The organism is Pseudomonas sp. S1_G07, from assembly GCF_054668565.1.
Genome location: NZ_CP162778.1, coordinates 4953131 through 4969433, shown reverse-complemented (window position 1 = coordinate 4969433; position 16303 = coordinate 4953131). Strand labels below are relative to the sequence as shown.

The following is a 16303-nucleotide window of genomic DNA, read 5'->3' as shown; positions in this document are numbered from 1 at the left end:
ATACTGGCGATACGATAGCGAATAATCGGCGTTCAATGCGCCACATTGTGCGTGGTTCGTTGGCACAACTTGCGATGCACGGCTTTCTGGATGGGTTTGAGACAGAACATGAACAGGTAGCCACACAGCAGCAGAGTCAGGTCCAGCCAGGAATAGGAGTCGCCGGAACCGGCGCCTTCGATTTCAAGCCTCAGACCATATTCCAGCCCCACAAAGACCAGCCCGATCAACAAGGCGATCATCCAGGACCTGGAGAAAAATGGCTGCACAGCGTTAAGCCTCATCGACGTGCTCCCGAATGCACACGAATGGCGAGATATCGTTCAGGGAATTCGGCTATGGATGACGCGACAAGTTCCAGACATGAATGCAGTTTCATCTTTCGGCACGGATGACCTGAATGACGACACGAATCTTACAACCAGAACAGGCGTTGTCTGAAGGAGTTTTCGCCAGCCGTTACAGTGAACGAAAGGGCTGGCTACTGGGGGCGCTTCAAGGCGTCTGGTTTTTATCCGGTGCGGTCAGGCCGGCCTGGATGCGCTGGTAGATCTCCTCGCGATGCACGGCAACGTCCTTGGGTGCGTTGATGCCGATTCGTACTTGCTGGCCGCTGACGCCCAGGATGGTGATCGTGATGTCATCACCGATGTTTATGCTTTCACCAACTTTGCGGGTGAGTATAAGCATGGACTTCTCCTTGATTACTTTTAAGGACACATGTTCAGACAGGGCAGGTGTCGGATGTGTGTAGCTTACTGCTAAGCGCTTCCCTGTGACTGCCTCTTTTAGGACGCATAGAGGCGACATTAATTCCCATGGCGGCATCATACAGGTCTGCGGTACATCATTCGCATTGTTTAAGCCAATGTTTATGACGGCCAGAATAGACAGCGAATGATAAAGTCGCCTCTTTATCCTTAAAGGAGCAGGGCAGTGCGTAAAGTAGCGATGGCAATTGCGGTGTTGGCATTGGCCGGTTGCGGTGAGGGCAAAAGCGTCGATGCCCCGAAGACCAAGCCTGTCGTGACCGACAGTCAGCCACAAACAGGCGCGATTGCCGCTCAGGAATGGGATGTACGGGTCGGCCCGCCGGACCACAAGCTGCAGGCGCTCACCGATCTGACGGCCTGGCTGCTCGAACATGGTTTCAATTTTTATATCGTGAAGGTCGACGGCAAGGACGAAGTGCTGTTGGGGCCGTTCGCAACCAAGGCAGAGGCTGAAGCCAAGCAAACGCTGCTCAACGAAAAAATGGCTCGGGCCAAGAAAACCGACACCGTGTCCGAGATCATCGAACACAACACCGCGCAGTAACCTGTCAATTGGGCGGGGGCGCCCATGTTCAACTGCAGGCTTTAAGATTCACCGGGCCGACAAACTCATTACCGCGTCCCATCACACACGCCACGGTCTGGTTGCGCTGGCGCTCCCAGGCCTGTACCGGGTAGGTCTTGTTCCAGGCCTCGTACAATTGGCGGTCCTGTTTCGACAGGCGCAAGCCATACTGTTTGCTCATGTAGAAATATGTGCGCGCGATCATCCCGCGAATCGACGGGCGTGGCATGACCTTCCTGGCCTTGAAGTCCACCTGGGTCAGGCAAGAGCCGTACTGCCCACTTTGCACCGGCAGCCAGCCAAAACTGAAGTTGTTACGGTCGCCGTTGACCTCGCCGATGCTCGGCACCAGGTTGTGCAAATCCGCTTCGGCGCGCTTGAATACGTCATCGTGGCGGGTGCAGTTCTTGCGTCCGCCATTCTGCCAGCACTGGCGCTGATGCCCGATCTGCCAGGCCGGCACGATGTGCTCCCATTCAATGCGCGCGGCGCGATTGGCGTTTTTGCGCGGAACGTAGCCGCAGGCTTTCAGGTCCACGCGGTTGCCGGTGTATTTGCAGCCGCAATAAAATTCGGTGGATTGCGGGGCGTAGAGTTTCCAGGCGATTTTCTTGGCTTCGCTGAAGGTGCGAGGCGCCTGGGCATGGGCGGTGACGGCGAAAAACAGGCAACACACAGCAATAAAACGGGCACTCATCGACTCAGTCTTCCTTCGGCACGACCCAGAAAATCTGCACGCCGCCGTCATCCCGATAGGCAAGGGTGACGTTGTCGTTCTCGGCGATTTCCTCCAGCAAACGCTGCCACTCATCCTCAGGTTCTTCCGGCAAGCGAAAGATCAAGGCGGCCTTGGCTTTTTGGGCGTTGGTGGAGTTGATGATTTTTTGCACACGAATCGCCAGGCGTTCGTAGGCATCAGGCGGGGTGGGCGCTGCGGAAGAGGACTTTGCCACGGATTATTCCTTGGTTTGCTGTACGCACATACAGTATTTAACTGTAGGCTATTTCGCAACTGCTTAAAACTAAAGAAGTTCGTCTGACAGAAATTTGGAAGATTGGATGTAAGGCGGGGAGGCAGTGGTTGCGGGATTTACCGAGGAGAGCAGAGGCGGATAAACCGCCTCTGCTGTGATGCCCGCCGGAATCAATATTCCCAGAAGATGCGTTGCAGCTCTTTGCTGTCCTGGGTCTTGGTCAGGGCGACCATCGCTAGAATCCGCGCTTTCTGCGGGTTCAGGTCGAGGGCGGCGACCCAGTCGTACTTGTCGTCTGGCTGTTCGGCATTGCGCAGCACCATGCCGCCGGCGTTCACGTGGGAGGAGCGAATGATCTGCACGCCTTGCTTGCGCAGTTCCACCAGCGCGGGGACTACCTTGGAAGATACCGAGCCATTGCCGGTGCCGGCGTGGATGATGGCTTTGGCGCCGGCCTGGGCCAGGGCCTTGTAGGCGGTATCGCTCACGTTGCCGTAGCCATAGGCGATTTCGACGTCGGGCAGGCTCTTGATGGTCTTGATGTCGAATTCAGAGTCCATGGTGTGGCGCTTGGCAGGCAGGCGGAACCAGTAGGATTTGCCTTCGACCACCATGCCCAACGGGCCCCATGGGCTCTTGAACGCTTCGGTCTTGATGTTGATCATCTTGCTGACGTCGCGGCCCGATTGGATCTCGTCGTTCATGGTCACCAGCACGCCTTTGCCGCGCGCATCCTTGCTGCCGGCCACGGCCACGGCGTTGTACAGGTTGAGCATGCCGTCGGCTGACATCGCGGTACCGGGGCGCATGGAGCCGACCACCACGATGGGTTTGTCGGTTTTTTCCACCAGGTTCAGGAAGTAGGCGGTCTCTTCCAGGGTGTCGGTCCCGTGGGTGATCACGATGCCATCCACGTCTTTGTTGTCGGCCAGTTCGGCGACGCGGCGACCCAGTTGCAGCAGGTTTTCGTTGTTGATGCTTTCGGACGCAATTTGCATCACTTGCTCGCCACGCACGTTGGCGATCTGACTAAGCTCAGGAACACCGGCGATCAATTGCTCGATACCGACCTTGGCCGCCTGATAGGTCGCGCTGTTGGCCGCGCTGGCGCCCGCGCCGGCAATGGTGCCGCCGGTGGCGAGAATGACCACGTTGGACAGCTTGGTCTTGGATTCAGCCTCTTTTGCCTGGGCGGCAACAGGGAACAGCAGCAGCAGGGCTAAGGCGCCCGGAACAAAGTTCTTCAGTGCAGATTTCATTATTTTTCTCTCTGGTTTTTGATGAGTGCTGTAGCAGGTTCATCTAGAACACCCAGGCGGTACTGCATGCCACGGGCGCTGTGGAACAGCAGGATCTGTACCAGGCCGATTGTGTTTGTGGATATAAATTAAGTAGTTGATATATATGATTTTTTATTGTGATTTTGGCAGGGCTTTGCGAGTGTTCGTCCGGCTTTCCGAACAAGCTGAGCCGTTGCGTTCGGTTGCCCGAAAAAGGATGACGAATAAATCCTGGGTGGCGCGCCAAAGCCTGTCGTTTCAGAGAACGACCGGGCGCAGAAGATATTTAGCGACGCCGTGCCCCCGACGTGAAAGCAGGGCACGCACGCCTTGTATGAAAGGTAGTTTTCTTCCGTTGACAAATCTCGACAAGGTTCTCATAGTTTGAATAACGCAAACGTTTGCGAGATGTTTCACGGAGCGCACCATAGAGTCTCCTGGCAGCTCGTATCAGCCACCCAGGTGGGAGGGCCGCCGAAGCGTTTTTCGGTGCATGCGTTGCTCACAATAATCATAAGATCGGAGTGAACCCATGAAGCTGCCATTCGCTGGACGTCTTCTTGCTGTCGCTGTGCTTGCCGCCGCATCCGCCGCTTTACCTCTCTCCTCTGCATTCGCTGATGACGCCGCCGCCAAACCCAAGGTCGGCCTGGTGATGAAATCCCTTGCCAATGAATTCTTCGTCACCATGCAGGACGGTGCCAAGGCGTATCAGAAAGACCACGCTGCTGATTTCGACATGATCACCAACGGCATCAAAAACGAAACCGATACCAGCGCGCAGATCGATATCGTCAATCAGATGATCCTCGCCAAGGTCAACGCCATCGTTATCGCGCCGGCTGATTCCAAGGCACTGGTCACCGTGCTGAAGAAAGCCTCCGATGCCGGCATCAAGGTCGTCAACATCGACAACCGCCTGGACCCTGGCGTGCTGAAAAGCAAAAAACTCGATATCCCGTTTGTAGGCCCGGACAACCGCAAGGGTGCCAGGCTGGTGGGTGATTACCTGGCCAAGCAACTGGCTGCGGGTGACAAGGTTGGCATCATCGAAGGTGTGCCGACTACCACCAACGCCCAGCAGCGGACCGCAGGCTACAAGGATGCGATGGACGCTGCCGGCATGAAGATCGTGTCCATCCAATCCGGTAACTGGGAAATCGACCAGGGCCAGAAAGTCGCCTCGGCCATGCTGAGCGAATACCCTGACCTCAAGGCGCTGCTGGCTGGTAACGACAACATGGCCCTGGGCGCTGTCTCTGCCGTACGCGCGGCCGGTAAGGCGGACAAGGCCGGCAAGGCCGGCAAGGCGGACAAGGCGGGCAAGGTGCTGGTGGTCGGCTACGACAATATCAAAGCCATCAAACCGATGCTGCAGGACGGCCGCGTCCTGGCGACCGCCGACCAGGCTGCTGCCCAGCAGGCCGTGTTTGGTATCCAGAGCGCGCTCAAGCTGGTCAAGGGTGAGAAAGTCGATGCCCACGACGGCGTGATCGAAACCCCGGTCGAGCTCGTCATCAAGAAATAATCCTGGCAGCACCCAACAGCGTCCGCTCGCCCTGGGCGGACGCCTGGAGATTTTCCTATGTCATCTTCCGCCCCGAACGCTGTCCTCTCGGTCAGCGGTATCGGTAAGACCTATGCCCAGCCGGTGCTGTCCGACATCACCCTCACGCTCAACCGCGGGGAAGTGTTGGCGCTGACCGGTGAGAACGGCGCAGGCAAAAGTACGTTGTCGAAGATCATCGGCGGGCTGGTCACACCGACCACCGGGCATATGCAATTCAATGGTCAGGATTACCAACCCGCCAGCCGTACCCAGGCTGAACAGCTGGGGGTACGCATGGTCATGCAGGAACTCAACCTGCTGCCGACGTTGACCGTGGCCGAGAACCTGTTTCTGGACAACCTGCCCAGCCACTGTGGCTGGATCAGCCGCAAGCAACTGCGTAGCGCCGCGATAGAGGCCATGGCCCAGGTCGGCCTGGATGCGATCGACCCGGACACCCTGGTCGGCAGCCTGGGCATCGGCCACCAGCAAATGGTCGAGATCGCCCGCAACCTGATCGGCGACTGCCATGTGCTGATCCTCGACGAGCCCACGGCCATGCTCACGGCTCGTGAAGTCGAGATGCTGTTTGAGCAGATCACTCGCCTGCAGGCCCGGGGCGTGGCGATCATCTATATTTCACACCGGCTCGAAGAGCTGGCCCGTGTCGCCCAGCGCATTGCGGTACTGCGTGACGGCAAGCTGGTCTGTGTCGAGCCGATGGCCAACTACAACAGCGAGCAGTTGGTGACCTTGATGGTCGGGCGCGAGCTGGGTGAACACATCGATCTGGGCCCGCGCACCCTTGGCGATCCGGCCCTCACGGTCACAGGCCTGAGCCGCTCGGACAAGGTCCGCGATGTGTCCTTTGAAGTGCGTGCCGGCGAAATCTACGGCATTTCCGGCCTGATCGGCGCTGGCCGCACCGAATTGCTGCGCCTGATCTTCGGCGCCGATCTGGCCGACAGCGGCACCGTGGCCCTGGGTTCGCCGGCCCAGGTGGTGAGCATACGCTCGCCAGTGGACGCGGTCGGTCATGGCATCGCACTGATCACCGAGGACCGCAAGGGCGAAGGCCTGCTGCTGACTCAGTCCATCAGCGCCAATATCGCCTTGGGCAACATGCCGGAAATCTCCGGCGGTGGTCTGGTCAACAGCCGTGACGAAACGGCATTGGCCAGGCGCCAGATCGAGGCCATGCGCATCCGCAGTTCCAGCCCGGCGCAGTTGGTCTCCGAACTGTCGGGCGGCAACCAGCAGAAGGTGGTGATTGGCCGCTGGCTGGAGCGCGACTGCTCGGTGATGCTGTTCGACGAGCCCACCCGCGGCATTGACGTGGGCGCCAAGTTCGACATTTATGCCTTGCTCGGCGAGTTGACCCGTCAGGGCAAAGCGTTGGTGGTGGTGTCCAGCGACCTGCGTGAGCTCATGCTGATCTGCGACCGCATCGGCGTGTTGTCCGCCGGGCGCCTGATCCAGACCTTCGAACGAGACAGCTGGACCCAGGACGAATTGCTCGCCGCCGCGTTTGCCGGCTATCAGAAACGTGACGCGCTGCTCAACGACGCAGTGCTTAGGGAAACCCCATGAAAACAACCACTTCACCCGGTAAAGCGGGCGGCAACTTCTATGGCCTGGGTACGTACCTGGGGCTGGCGGGCGCCTTGCTCGTGATGATCGCGCTGTTCTCGGTGCTCAGCGATCACTTCCTGTCCTACGACACTTTCAGCACCCTGGCCAACCAGATCCCGGACCTGATGGTGCTGGCGGTGGGCATGACGTTCATCCTGATCATCGGCGGTATCGACTTGTCGGTGGGCTCGGTACTGGCGTTGGCCGCGTCGGCGGTGAGCGTGGCGATTCTTGGCTGGGGCTGGAGTGTATTGCCGGCCGCCGTGCTCGGCATGGGCTGCGCCGCATTGGCCGGTACCATCACCGGCTCTATCACTGTGGCGTGGCGGATTCCGTCGTTTATCGTGTCCCTGGGCGTGCTGGAAATGGCCCGTGGCGTGGCCTACCAGATGACCGGCTCGCGCACCGCCTACATTGGCGATTCGTTTGCCTGGCTGTCCGATCCGATTGCTTTTGGCATTTCGCCGTCCTTCATCATTGCGTTGCTGGTGATCATTGCCGCCCAACTGGTGCTGACCCGCACGGTGTTCGGTCGTTACCTGATCGGTATTGGCACTAACGAAGAAGCCGTGCGCCTGGCGGGTATCAACCCAAAACCCTACAAGATCCTGGTATTCAGCCTGATGGGCCTGCTGGCCGGTGTGGCTGCGCTGTTCCAGATCTCGCGCCTGGAAGCGGCCGACCCGAACGCAGGCTCCGGCCTGGAGTTGCAAGTGATTGCGGCGGTGGTGATCGGTGGCACCAGCCTGATGGGCGGGCGTGGTTCGGTGATCAGCACGTTCTTTGGGGTGTTGATTATTTCGGTATTGGCCGCTGGCCTGGCGCAGATCGGTGCCACGGAGCCCACGAAGCGCATCATCACCGGCGCGGTGATTGTGATTGCCGTGGTCCTCGATACGTATCGCAGCCAGCGCGCCAGTCGGCGAGGCTGACCCATGGCAACGATCAAGGATGTGGCGGCGCTTGCAGGTATTTCCTACACCACCGTGTCCCATGTGGTGAACAAAACGCGCCCGGTGAGCGAGCCGGTACGGCTCAAGGTCGAAGCGGCGATCAAGCAGCTCGACTATGTACCCAGTGCCGTCGCGCGGTCGCTCAAGGCCAAGACCACAGCCACCATCGGTTTGCTGGTGCCCAACAGCCTCAACCCGTATTTTGCCGAGCTGGCGCGGGGCATCGAGGATTACTGCGAGCGTAACGGCTATTGCGTGATCCTCTGCAACTCGGACGACAACGCGCAAAAGCAACGCAGTTATTTGCGTGTGTTGCTGGAGAAGCGCATCGACGGCCTGATCGTCACCTCCGTGGGCGGTGACGACAGTGGGCTGGCGGCCGGCTTGAATGCCGTGCGCACGCCCATGGTGATTGTCGACCGGGCGCTGGATGGCATTGATGTCGACCTGGTGCGCATCGACCACGAGGAGGGCGCCTACCTCGCAACCCGGCACCTGTTGGAGCTGGGCCATCGGGACATCGCCTGCATCGGCGGCCCTGCCCATACCCGCGTGGCGCAAATGCGCCTGGCCGGGTATCACCGTGCGCTGCGTGAGGCGGGGGTGGAACTGGCGGCCAGCCGCATCCGGGAAAGCGACTTCACCAGTACCGGCGGTTATGCCGCCGCCGTCACGCTGCTGGCGGAGAACCCGCCCAGCGCGATTTTTGCCAGCAACGACATGATTGGTTTCGGCGTATTACGCGCGGCGGCGGAGCGTAATATTCGTGTGCCTGGCGAGCTGTCGGTGATCGGTTTCGATGATATTCAAATGAGTCGCTACGTCTATCCGGCATTGACCACGGTGGGGCAGTCCATCGTGCAACTGGGCGAGATGGCGGCCGAGCTTTTACTGCGACGAATTGCGACACCCCAACTGCCGATCGATCAACGCATCGTGACGCCGAGCATCGTGTTGCGCGAGTCCACGGCGCCCGTCGCCGGTGTGTTCGCCCAATACCGCTGAACCGAATTGATGAGTACTGATGTATGCCAGCAAAAGTAGTGGTAGTAGGCAGTTTGAACATGGACCTGGTCACCCGCGCCAGCCGGCTGCCGCGTGCCGGTGAAACCCTGATCGGCCAAACGTTCACCACCGTTCCCGGTGGCAAAGGCGCCAACCAGGCGGTGGCGTCGGCGCGCCTGGGGGCTGACGTGGCGATGATTGGCTGCGTTGGCACCGATGCCTATGGCACCCAGCTGCGTGACGCATTGCGGGTGGAAGGCATCGATTGCCAGGCCGTCAGCACCGTGGACGGTTCCAGCGGCGTGGCGTTGATTGTGGTGGACGACAGCAGCCAGAACGCAATTGTCATCGTCGCGGGCAGTAACGGCGAGCTGACGCCGGCTTCGCTGCAGGCATTTGACACGGTACTCCAGGCCGCCGACGTGATCGTCTGCCAACTTGAAGTGCCGATGCCGACCGTGGGATACGCCCTCAAGCGCGGCCGCGAGCTGGGCAAGGTGGTGATCCTCAACCCGGCGCCGGCCAGTGGCCCGTTGCCTGCGCAATGGTATGCCTTGATCGATTACCTGATTCCCAACGAAAGCGAAGCCAGCGCCCTCAGTGGCGTGATGGTTGACTCCCTGGAGAGCGCCAAGGAAGCGGCGACACGGCTGATCCAGGCCGGGGCCGGCAAAGTCATCATTACCCTCGGTGCCCAAGGCGCGCTGTTCGCCGACGGCCACGGCTTCGAACACCTGCTGGCGCCCAAGGTCAAGGCGGTGGATACCACAGCCGCCGGCGATACCTTTGTCGGTGGTTTTGCCGCGGCATTGGCCAACGGTAACAGTGAAGCCGAGGCCATCCGCTTCGGCCAGGTCGCGGCGGCATTGTCGGTGACACGCGCCGGTGCGCAACCCTCCATCCCTACGCTGCACGACGTGCAAGGTTTTGTGCTCACATGAAAAAGACCCCTCTGCTCAATATCGCCCTGTCGCGCGTGATCGCATCCCTTGGTCACGGCGACATCCTGGTGATCGGAGATGCCGGTTTGCCGGTACCGCCAGGCGTCGAGTTGATCGACCTGGCGCTGACCCAGGGGGTTCCTGACTTCATCGGCACCCTGCGCGTCGTGCTCAGTGAAATGCAGGTGGAAAGCCATGTGCTGGCCGAAGAAATCCTGCTCAAGCAGCCGCCGGCGCTGGCTGAGCTGAACACCCTGACCGGGCAGGCCGCCCTCGGCGAGCGGCGCCTGCTCAGTCACGATGAGTTCAAGCAACTGACTCGCAATGCGCGGGCGGTTGTGCGGACCGGCGAATGCCAGCCTTACTGCAATATCGCGCTGGTGTCCGGCGTAACGTTCTAGCGTTTTTTACAACGACAAGGAGTGTTTTATGCAATGTGGTCTGCCAACCCTGAGAAACCTGTTCCGGAGTGTCCTGCTTTTGTCCGCGCTCACTGCCGCAAGCGCCCACGCGGCGGAAAAAGTCGACCTGATCATCGACACAGACCCTGGTGCCGACGATGTGGTGGCGTTGCTCTTCGCCATGGCCTCGCCGGAAGAACTGAACATCCGCGCGCTGACCACGGTCGCCGGTAATGTGCGCCTGGACAAGACCTCTCGCAACGCGCGACTGGCCCGTGAGTGGGCAGGGCGCGAGGATATCCCGGTATATGCCGGTGCGCCGGCGCCGCTGCTGCGCAAGCCGATCTACGCCGAGAATATCCACGGCAAGGAAGGTATTTCCGGCGTCACCGTGCACGAACCCAAAAAAGGCCTGGCCGAAGGCAATGCCGTTGATTACCTGATCAACACCCTGAGCACCGCCAAGCCCCACAGCATCACCATCGCCATGCTTGGCCCGCAGACCAACCTGGCGTTGGCGCTGACCCAGGCGCCGCAAATCACCCAAGGCATCAAGGAGGTCGTGGTGATGGGGGGCGCGCATTTCAATGGCGGCAATATCACGCCAGTGGCTGAGTTCAACCTGTTCGCCGACCCGATTGCGGCTGAAATCGTGCTCAAGAGTGGCGTCAAGCTGACCTACCTGCCGCTGGATGTGACCCACAAAGTGTTGACCAGCGAGGCGCGCTTGAAAAAGATCGCCGATATCAAGAACAACGCCAGCAAGGTTGTTGGCGACATTCTCAATGAATACGTCAAAGGTGACATGGAGCACTATGGCATCTCGGGCGGCCCGGTGCATGACGCCACCGTTATCGGTTACCTGCTCAAGCCTTCGCTGTTCAGCGGTCGTCAGGTCAATATGGTGGTGGACAGTCGCGAAGGTCCGACCTTTGGCCAGACCATCGTCGACTGGTACGACGGCCTCAAGCAGGAAAAGAATGTGTTCTGGGTTGAGAACGGCGACGCCCAGGGCTTCTTCGATCTGCTGACCGAGCGCCTGGCGCGCCTGAAGTAAACGTCTGTCGGTCGACGCTCGTCGGCCGGCGCTTATTCGCGCTCGGGGTCTTGCGCCCCCATGTGGTCGGCCGGGTATTTTTCGAATACCTGGCTGATGAACGCTTGTGCCGCCTGGGTGCCGAGTTCCTTGACCAGCAGGTCAATGCCGATGATCGCCAATTCCTCTGGGCTTCCGGGGCTGTAGGAGCTCTGTCCTTGGGGCCACTTGGCTTTGATGTCGGCTTGAAGCGTTACGGTGGTCATGAAAATCTCACGGGTTGAAAGTACTGGGCGGTGCACTGGAACGCGGTTCCTGCGGGCGCAGTTAACCATTTTGCGTGACGTTTGGCACTGCTACTTAGGCATGACGGAAGCGGTATGCGACACTGTCGCCCTGTTTAATTGCCGGGGAGCGCCGCGTGCAGATCGATTTGAACAACCCCGAGAACCTGACGCTGGCCGCCGTGCGCGAGTTGATCGCCAGTGCCAGCGATGATGAACACACTCAGTTACGGGTGACCAAAGCAGGGATTGCCTACATTTCTTCGGGGGTGGTGGGGGGTACCCATATCGATGGCCTGCTGTTTCGCCTGGAAACCTGGGCCAAGGGCTCCGGTTATGTCGGCAACGTGGCTGCCAGTGACGAGGTCTGGGTCATGCAGGTCTTCAACGCGTTGAAGCAGAACTGGCCGACGCCACCGTTTGATTACATCGATATCTACTGATTGTGTTCATATCTGGTCACGATTGACCGGGCGAATGCCAGTCGAGAGTCAGGCAGACTTGGTCGTCGGCAGCTTACGTCTTGAAACCAATCTGCCAGGCAGTTGTCGCACGATCTCTGTTCATTATTTCAATAGGAGGCTTCATGCCTTGGAAGCTCGCATCATTCGGTACTTTGTTGGCAGCACTCGCATTGGCGGGTTGCAGCACCCCGGGTGCCTCTGAGCCAGGCAAAGACGCCGCCGTGACCGATGCCGGTCATAGCCGCTGTGAGTCGAAGGCCGCCGAATTCACGATTGGCCAGAAAGCCTCGCCCCAGTTGCTGGAGCAGGCGCGCATGCGTGCCGGGGCACAGAACGCCCGAATCCTGAAGCCTAACGATATGATCACCCTGGAATATCGTTCCGACCGCCTGAACCTGAACACCGACGATAACCTGGTGATCACGCGCGTCAATTGCGGCTGATCGTTTCCAGGCTTTTGCGGTACTCATAAAAAACCCCGTCACATGGACGGGGTTTTTTTTAGCTCAGCGGAGAGTTACTCGCCGCGAACCTGTGCAGCTTGCATACCCTTTTGGCCTTTCTCAGCCACGAAGGAAACGGTTTGGCCTTCTTTCAGGCTTTTGAAACCGTCGCTTTCGATAGCTTTGAAGTGTACGAACAGGTCGTCACCGCCACCTTGAGGAGTGATGAAGCCGAAGCCTTTTTCATCGTTGAACCATTTAACGGTGCCGGTTTGGCGATTAGACATGGTGTATCTCCAAGAAACATATATTTTCAGTAGTGCTGTGCTGCTCAGGCCAACTGGGCACACCGGGGTATCATAGTCGAAATGTTCGGCTTGGGAGCCCCCCAAGGCACTGTTTGCGACTCAATAGTGTTGCCTTTGCTGCTTCGCTTGTCTGAAAGCCCCAATCTACGGGGCTTTGAGGCGAAATATAAGCTGGTAAAAAAAGCCGTAAAAGCCGCGTAATTTGTCAGAAAAGGCAGTTTTCGGGCTGTTTTTCCAACAAAACGGGCGTCTGATCAGGGGCTGTTCTTACTTTTTCTTCACGACTTTGCAGGACGAAATAGCCGCGACCGCTTTGTTTTTAAGCTCCGGGCTGGCGTTCTGGTTGGTCATGAGTTCCTTGATCTCTGCAGTGCTCAATTCGGCGTTGATTTTGTCGGCGCCACATTCGCAATGGGCTTTGGCGGTTTTGACGTCCACGTTCTGGCTGGCAGCTGCACTGCAGTCGCTGACAAAGCTGTCACGGGCGCCAGCTGGCCAGTTGGACGGAGCTGCGGCCTGCGCCCCAAGGGAGAGCAGGGTCAGGGAGGCGGCGAGAGCGAGGGTCGAGGTGAAACGCATCATGGGATGCTCCTTTGGGTCGAGTACGAACGGCGATTCTCAGTGGGTTTGAGGCCTGGCGTACAGCTCAAGTTCACTTTTGCGGCTGTAAAGGCTGGAATTTGCCTTTGTGTCAGGTGTGATCGGCGCGATGACCGTTCATCTGTGCTAGCATCGTGCGCCTGGCTGATTACGGGCGTGCCATTTGCCGCCTTGCCATGTTTCTTTTTAGCTCACTCCAGTCACTCTGGTTCGATTATCGGTTGGCCGAAAGGCTCCTGCCGCTGTAAGGCAGGCGTTCATCACTGAACGGCCTGGTGTTGGATCTTGTACTGGCTCATCCCAACCCACGTGACCTTTGGTAGGGGTCACCACTAGGAGAGGAGGCGCCATGCCAACTATTACTCTACCCGACGGCAGTCAACGTTCATTCGATCATGCGGTTTCCGTAGCCGAGGTCGCCGCATCCATTGGTGCCGGCCTGGCCAAGGCCACCGTGGCCGGCAAGGTCGATGGCAAGCTGGTCGACGCCAGCGACCTGATCAGCGCCGACGCCAGCCTGCAAATCATCACGCCCAAGGATCAAGAGGGGCTGGAGATCATTCGCCACTCTTGTGCGCATTTGATTGGCCATGCGGTCAAGCAACTGTACCCGACCGCCAGGATGGTGATCGGTCCGGTGATCGAAGAAGGTTTCTATTACGACATCGCCTACGAGCGTCCTTTTACTCCGGACGACCTGGCGGCGATCGAGCAGCGTATGCATGCGCTGATCGAGAAAGACTACGACGTCATCAAGAAAGTCACTCCGCGCGCCGAAGTGATCGACGTGTTCACCCGCCGTGGCGAAGACTACAAGCTGCGCCTGGTGGAAGACATGCCGGACGAGCAGGCCATGGGTCTGTACTACCACGAAGAATATGTCGATATGTGCCGCGGGCCGCACGTGCCGAACACGCGCTTCCTGAAGTCGTTCAAGTTGACCAAGCTGTCCGGTGCCTACTGGCGCGGCGATGCGAAGAACGAGCAGTTGCAGCGGATCTACGGTACTGCCTGGGCGGACAAGAAGCAGCTGGCGGCCTATATCCAGCGCATCGAAGAAGCCGAAAAGCGCGACCATCGTAAGATCGGCAAGCGCTTGAACCTGTTCCACCTCCAGGAAGAAGCGCCGGGCATGGTGTTCTGGCACCCGAACGGTTGGACCTTGTACCAGGTACTCGAGCAGTATATGCGCAAGGTGCAGCGTGACAACGGTTACCTGGAGATCAAGACCCCGCAGGTCGTTGATCGCAGCCTGTGGGAGAAATCCGGGCACTGGGCCAACTATGCCGACAACATGTTCACCACCCAGTCGGAAAGCCGCGACTACGCCATCAAACCAATGAACTGCCCATGCCACGTGCAGGTGTTCAACCAGGGTTTGAAGAGCTACCGCGAGCTGCCGATGCGCCTGGCCGAGTTCGGTGCCTGCCACCGTAACGAGCCATCGGGAGCGTTGCACGGCATCATGCGCGTGCGCGGCTTTACTCAGGACGACGCCCACATCTTCTGCACCGAAGAGCAGATGCAGGCTGAATCCGCTGCGTTCATCAAACTGACCATGGATGTCTACCGCGATTTCGGTTTTACCGAGGTCGAGATGAAGCTGTCCACTCGTCCGGAAAAACGCGTCGGTTCCGACGAGCTGTGGGATCGCGCCGAAGCTGCACTGGCCGCCGCACTGGACAGTGCTGGCCTTGCGTACGATCTGCAGCCGGGTGAGGGCGCGTTCTACGGTCCGAAGATTGAGTTCTCGCTGAAAGATTGCCTTGGTCGCGTCTGGCAGTGTGGTACCCTGCAGCTCGATTTTAACCTGCCGATCCGTCTGGGAGCCGAATACGTCTCCGAAGACAACAGCCGTAAACACCCGGTTATGCTGCACCGGGCGATCCTTGGCTCGTTCGAACGGTTCGTCGGGATCCTGATCGAGCACTACGAGGGTGCGTTCCCTGCGTGGCTGGCTCCGACTCAGGCAGTGATCATGAATATCACTGATAAACAGGCAGATTTTGCCGCCGAAGTTGAAAAAACTCTCAACGAAAGCGGATTTCGTGCCAAGTCCGACTTGAGAAATGAAAAGATCGGCTTTAAAATCCGCGAGCATACTTTGCTCAAGGTTCCCTATCTTTTGGTTATTGGAGATCGGGAAGTCGAGATGCAGACTGTCGCTGTGCGTACTCGTGAAGGTGCTGACCTGGGCTCGATGCCCGTCGCCCAGTTCGCTGAGTTCCTCGCGCAAGCGGTTTCCCGGCGTGGTCGCCCAGATTCGGAGTAATTATTATTAAGCGTGAAATGAGACAAGATAAACGAGCTGCACCGAAAGCCCCGATCAACGAGAATATCTCGGCACGCGAGGTTCGGTTAATTGGCGCTGACGGCGAGCAGATTGGCATCGTCTCGATTGATGAAGCGCTTCGTATCGCTGAAGAGTCCAAATTGGACCTGGTGGAGATCTCCGCCGACGCAGTCCCGCCTGTTTGCCGGGTGATGGACTACGGCAAGTCGATCTTCGAAAAGAAGAAGCAGATTGCTGCGGCGAAGAAGAACCAGAAGCAGATTCAAGTAAAAGAAATCAAGTTTCGTCCAGGGACGGAGGAAGGGGATTACCAGGTAAAACTGCGCAACCTGGTACGTTTCCTGAGTGATGGGGACAGGGCCAAGGTATCCTTGCGATTCCGCGGCCGTGAGATGGCCCACCAGGAGCTGGGGATGGAACTCCTCAAGCGGGTTGAAGCTGACCTGCTCGAGTACGGTTCGGTCGAACAGCATCCTAAGATGGAAGGACGCCAGCTGATCATGGTCATCGCCCCGAAAAAGAAGAAGTAATCAACAGGGCACGGCAGGCCTTCTGATTATGTTTATCAACTGAATGCGGAGTATCCGAACATGCCAAAGATGAAGACTAAAAGTGGTGCTGCTAAGCGGTTTCTGAAAACTGCTAACGGTATCAAGCACAAGCACGCTTTCAAGAGCCACATCCTGACCAAAATGTCGACCAAGCGTAAGCGTCAACTGCGCGGTAGCAGCTTGCTGCATCCGTCTGACGTGGCAAAAGTCGAGCGCATGCTGCGCCTTCGTTAATTTTTGGATCAAGAATA

General features: G+C 58.5%; 21 protein-coding genes. 13 read left to right on the top strand and 8 right to left on the bottom strand.

Annotated features, from left to right (window positions below; genetic code table 11):
• Positions 1–32: 32 nt before the first annotated feature.
• Together AB4O05_RS22555 and csrA are read right to left on the bottom strand one after the other, a co-directional pair.
• Positions 33–284: a hypothetical protein gene (locus tag AB4O05_RS22555; RefSeq protein ID WP_460135218.1), complete on the bottom strand. Its 252-nt coding sequence runs from the start codon at positions 282–284 to the stop codon at positions 33–35.
• A gap of 211 nt (positions 285–495) precedes the next feature.
• Positions 496–690, bottom strand: coding sequence for a carbon storage regulator CsrA (csrA, locus tag AB4O05_RS22550; protein WP_003192511.1), 195 nt, complete (start codon positions 688–690; stop codon positions 496–498).
• Positions 691–951: 261 nt separating this feature from the next.
• Between csrA and AB4O05_RS22545 the strand changes: the two genes are divergently transcribed.
• A complete protein-coding gene (locus tag AB4O05_RS22545) occupies positions 952–1317 on the top strand; it encodes an SPOR domain-containing protein (RefSeq protein ID WP_460137516.1) in 366 nt (121 codons plus the stop codon).
• A gap of 28 nt (positions 1318–1345) precedes the next feature.
• On the opposite strand, the gene AB4O05_RS22540 is transcribed toward AB4O05_RS22545, so the two are convergent.
• The 3 genes from AB4O05_RS22540 to AB4O05_RS22530 form a co-directional block, all read right to left on the bottom strand.
• Complete coding sequence (locus AB4O05_RS22540) at positions 1346–2035, bottom strand: endonuclease (RefSeq protein WP_460135219.1); 690 nt, start codon at positions 2033–2035, stop codon at positions 1346–1348.
• 4 nt (positions 2036–2039) lie between these two features.
• Positions 2040–2291 carry a DUF1654 domain-containing protein gene (locus tag AB4O05_RS22535; protein WP_223015307.1) on the bottom strand — a complete coding sequence of 84 codons (252 nt, stop codon included), beginning with the start codon at positions 2289–2291 and terminating at the stop codon, positions 2040–2042.
• Between the two features lie 191 nt (positions 2292–2482).
• The gene (locus tag AB4O05_RS22530) at positions 2483–3571 is read right to left on the bottom strand and encodes an asparaginase (protein WP_460135220.1); all 1089 of its coding nucleotides are present in this window, start codon (positions 3569–3571) and stop codon (positions 2483–2485) included.
• A gap of 553 nt (positions 3572–4124) precedes the next feature.
• Here AB4O05_RS22530 and AB4O05_RS22525 point away from each other — a divergent pair.
• Genes AB4O05_RS22525 through AB4O05_RS22495 form a run of 7 tightly spaced genes read left to right on the top strand, consistent with a single transcriptional unit; the run spans position 4125 to position 11130 of the window.
• Positions 4125–5120 (top strand): substrate-binding domain-containing protein, encoded by a 996-nt coding sequence (locus AB4O05_RS22525; RefSeq protein ID WP_460164801.1) that lies wholly within the window; start codon positions 4125–4127, stop codon positions 5118–5120.
• A 57-nt stretch (positions 5121–5177) separates the two neighbouring features.
• Positions 5178–6731 carry a sugar ABC transporter ATP-binding protein gene (locus AB4O05_RS22520; RefSeq protein WP_460135222.1) on the top strand — a complete coding sequence of 518 codons (1554 nt, stop codon included), beginning with the start codon at positions 5178–5180 and terminating at the stop codon, positions 6729–6731.
• The gene (locus AB4O05_RS22515; RefSeq protein ID WP_460135223.1) at positions 6728–7705 is read left to right on the top strand and encodes an ABC transporter permease; all 978 of its coding nucleotides are present in this window, start codon (positions 6728–6730) and stop codon (positions 7703–7705) included. Before AB4O05_RS22520 ends, AB4O05_RS22515 begins: the two co-directional genes overlap by 4 nt.
• 3 nt (positions 7706–7708) lie before the next feature.
• Complete coding sequence (locus AB4O05_RS22510; protein WP_460135224.1) at positions 7709–8731, top strand: LacI family DNA-binding transcriptional regulator; 1023 nt, start codon at positions 7709–7711, stop codon at positions 8729–8731.
• A 23-nt stretch (positions 8732–8754) separates the two neighbouring features.
• Complete coding sequence (gene rbsK / locus AB4O05_RS22505; protein ID WP_460135225.1) at positions 8755–9672, top strand: ribokinase; 918 nt, start codon at positions 8755–8757, stop codon at positions 9670–9672.
• Positions 9669–10073, top strand: a complete 405-nt coding sequence (rbsD, locus tag AB4O05_RS22500) for a D-ribose pyranase (RefSeq protein ID WP_460135226.1) — start codon at positions 9669–9671, stop codon at positions 10071–10073. Before rbsK ends, rbsD begins: the two co-directional genes overlap by 4 nt.
• A 28-nt stretch (positions 10074–10101) precedes the next feature.
• Positions 10102–11130 carry a nucleoside hydrolase gene (locus AB4O05_RS22495; protein ID WP_460135227.1) on the top strand — a complete coding sequence of 343 codons (1029 nt, stop codon included), beginning with the start codon at positions 10102–10104 and terminating at the stop codon, positions 11128–11130.
• A gap of 32 nt (positions 11131–11162) precedes the next feature.
• On the opposite strand, the gene AB4O05_RS22490 is transcribed toward AB4O05_RS22495, so the two are convergent.
• A complete protein-coding gene (locus AB4O05_RS22490) occupies positions 11163–11375 on the bottom strand; it encodes a hypothetical protein (RefSeq protein ID WP_460135228.1) in 213 nt (70 codons plus the stop codon).
• Positions 11376–11530: 155 nt separating this feature from the next.
• On the opposite strand from AB4O05_RS22490, the gene AB4O05_RS22485 reads away from it, so the two are divergent.
• Both AB4O05_RS22485 and AB4O05_RS22480 read left to right on the top strand, forming a co-directional pair.
• Positions 11531–11836 carry a hypothetical protein gene (locus AB4O05_RS22485; RefSeq protein WP_460135229.1) on the top strand — a complete coding sequence of 102 codons (306 nt, stop codon included), beginning with the start codon at positions 11531–11533 and terminating at the stop codon, positions 11834–11836.
• A 143-nt stretch (positions 11837–11979) separates the two neighbouring features.
• Complete coding sequence (locus tag AB4O05_RS22480) at positions 11980–12300, top strand: I78 family peptidase inhibitor (RefSeq protein ID WP_460135230.1); 321 nt, start codon at positions 11980–11982, stop codon at positions 12298–12300.
• Between the two features lie 74 nt (positions 12301–12374).
• Here AB4O05_RS22480 and AB4O05_RS22475 read toward each other — a convergent pair whose 3' ends face one another.
• Both AB4O05_RS22475 and AB4O05_RS22470 read right to left on the bottom strand, forming a co-directional pair.
• A complete protein-coding gene (locus tag AB4O05_RS22475) occupies positions 12375–12587 on the bottom strand; it encodes a cold-shock protein (protein ID WP_003234260.1) in 213 nt (70 codons plus the stop codon).
• Positions 12588–12875: 288 nt separating this feature from the next.
• Complete coding sequence (locus tag AB4O05_RS22470) at positions 12876–13190, bottom strand: hypothetical protein (RefSeq protein ID WP_016978147.1); 315 nt, start codon at positions 13188–13190, stop codon at positions 12876–12878.
• 367 nt (positions 13191–13557) lie between these two features.
• On the opposite strand from AB4O05_RS22470, the gene thrS reads away from it, so the two are divergent.
• Genes thrS through rpmI form a run of 3 tightly spaced genes read left to right on the top strand, consistent with a single transcriptional unit; the run spans position 13558 to position 16286 of the window.
• Positions 13558–15480: a threonine--tRNA ligase gene (gene thrS / locus AB4O05_RS22465; protein WP_460135231.1), complete on the top strand. Its 1923-nt coding sequence runs from the start codon at positions 13558–13560 to the stop codon at positions 15478–15480.
• On the top strand, positions 15480–16031 hold the full coding sequence (infC, locus tag AB4O05_RS22460; protein WP_169850653.1) for a translation initiation factor IF-3: 552 nt from the start codon (positions 15480–15482) through the stop codon (positions 16029–16031). Before thrS ends, infC begins: the two co-directional genes overlap by 1 nt.
• Before the next feature lie 60 nt (positions 16032–16091).
• The gene (gene rpmI, locus AB4O05_RS22455) at positions 16092–16286 is read left to right on the top strand and encodes a 50S ribosomal protein L35 (RefSeq protein WP_002553160.1); all 195 of its coding nucleotides are present in this window, start codon (positions 16092–16094) and stop codon (positions 16284–16286) included.
• Positions 16287–16303: the final 17 nt, after the last annotated feature.

Excerpts from the sequence above, each read along its gene's own strand:
- AB4O05_RS22555 (WP_460135218.1), bottom strand. The coding sequence starts at position 284 with ATGAGGCTTAACGCTGTGCAGCCATTTTTCTCCAGGTCCTGGATGATC.
- csrA (WP_003192511.1), bottom strand. The coding sequence starts at position 690 with ATGCTTATACTCACCCGCAAAGTTGGTGAAAGCATAAACATCGGTGAT.
- AB4O05_RS22545 (WP_460137516.1), top strand. The coding sequence starts at position 952 with ATGGCAATTGCGGTGTTGGCATTGGCCGGTTGCGGTGAGGGCAAAAGC.
- AB4O05_RS22540 (WP_460135219.1), bottom strand. The coding sequence starts at position 2,035 with ATGAGTGCCCGTTTTATTGCTGTGTGTTGCCTGTTTTTCGCCGTCACC.
- AB4O05_RS22530 (WP_460135220.1), bottom strand. The coding sequence starts at position 3,571 with ATGAAATCTGCACTGAAGAACTTTGTTCCGGGCGCCTTAGCCCTGCTG.
- AB4O05_RS22525 (WP_460164801.1), top strand. The coding sequence starts at position 4,125 with ATGAAGCTGCCATTCGCTGGACGTCTTCTTGCTGTCGCTGTGCTTGCC.
- AB4O05_RS22520 (WP_460135222.1), top strand. The coding sequence starts at position 5,178 with ATGTCATCTTCCGCCCCGAACGCTGTCCTCTCGGTCAGCGGTATCGGT.
- AB4O05_RS22515 (WP_460135223.1), top strand. The coding sequence starts at position 6,728 with ATGAAAACAACCACTTCACCCGGTAAAGCGGGCGGCAACTTCTATGGC.
- AB4O05_RS22510 (WP_460135224.1), top strand. The coding sequence starts at position 7,709 with ATGGCAACGATCAAGGATGTGGCGGCGCTTGCAGGTATTTCCTACACC.
- rbsK (WP_460135225.1), top strand. The coding sequence starts at position 8,755 with ATGCCAGCAAAAGTAGTGGTAGTAGGCAGTTTGAACATGGACCTGGTC.
- rbsD (WP_460135226.1), top strand. The coding sequence starts at position 9,669 with ATGAAAAAGACCCCTCTGCTCAATATCGCCCTGTCGCGCGTGATCGCA.
- AB4O05_RS22495 (WP_460135227.1), top strand. The coding sequence starts at position 10,102 with ATGCAATGTGGTCTGCCAACCCTGAGAAACCTGTTCCGGAGTGTCCTG.
- AB4O05_RS22490 (WP_460135228.1), bottom strand. The coding sequence starts at position 11,375 with ATGACCACCGTAACGCTTCAAGCCGACATCAAAGCCAAGTGGCCCCAA.
- AB4O05_RS22480 (WP_460135230.1), top strand. The coding sequence starts at position 11,980 with ATGCCTTGGAAGCTCGCATCATTCGGTACTTTGTTGGCAGCACTCGCA.
- AB4O05_RS22475 (WP_003234260.1), bottom strand. The coding sequence starts at position 12,587 with ATGTCTAATCGCCAAACCGGCACCGTTAAATGGTTCAACGATGAAAAA.
- AB4O05_RS22470 (WP_016978147.1), bottom strand. The coding sequence starts at position 13,190 with ATGATGCGTTTCACCTCGACCCTCGCTCTCGCCGCCTCCCTGACCCTG.
- thrS (WP_460135231.1), top strand. The coding sequence starts at position 13,558 with ATGCCAACTATTACTCTACCCGACGGCAGTCAACGTTCATTCGATCAT.
- rpmI (WP_002553160.1), top strand. The coding sequence starts at position 16,092 with ATGCCAAAGATGAAGACTAAAAGTGGTGCTGCTAAGCGGTTTCTGAAA.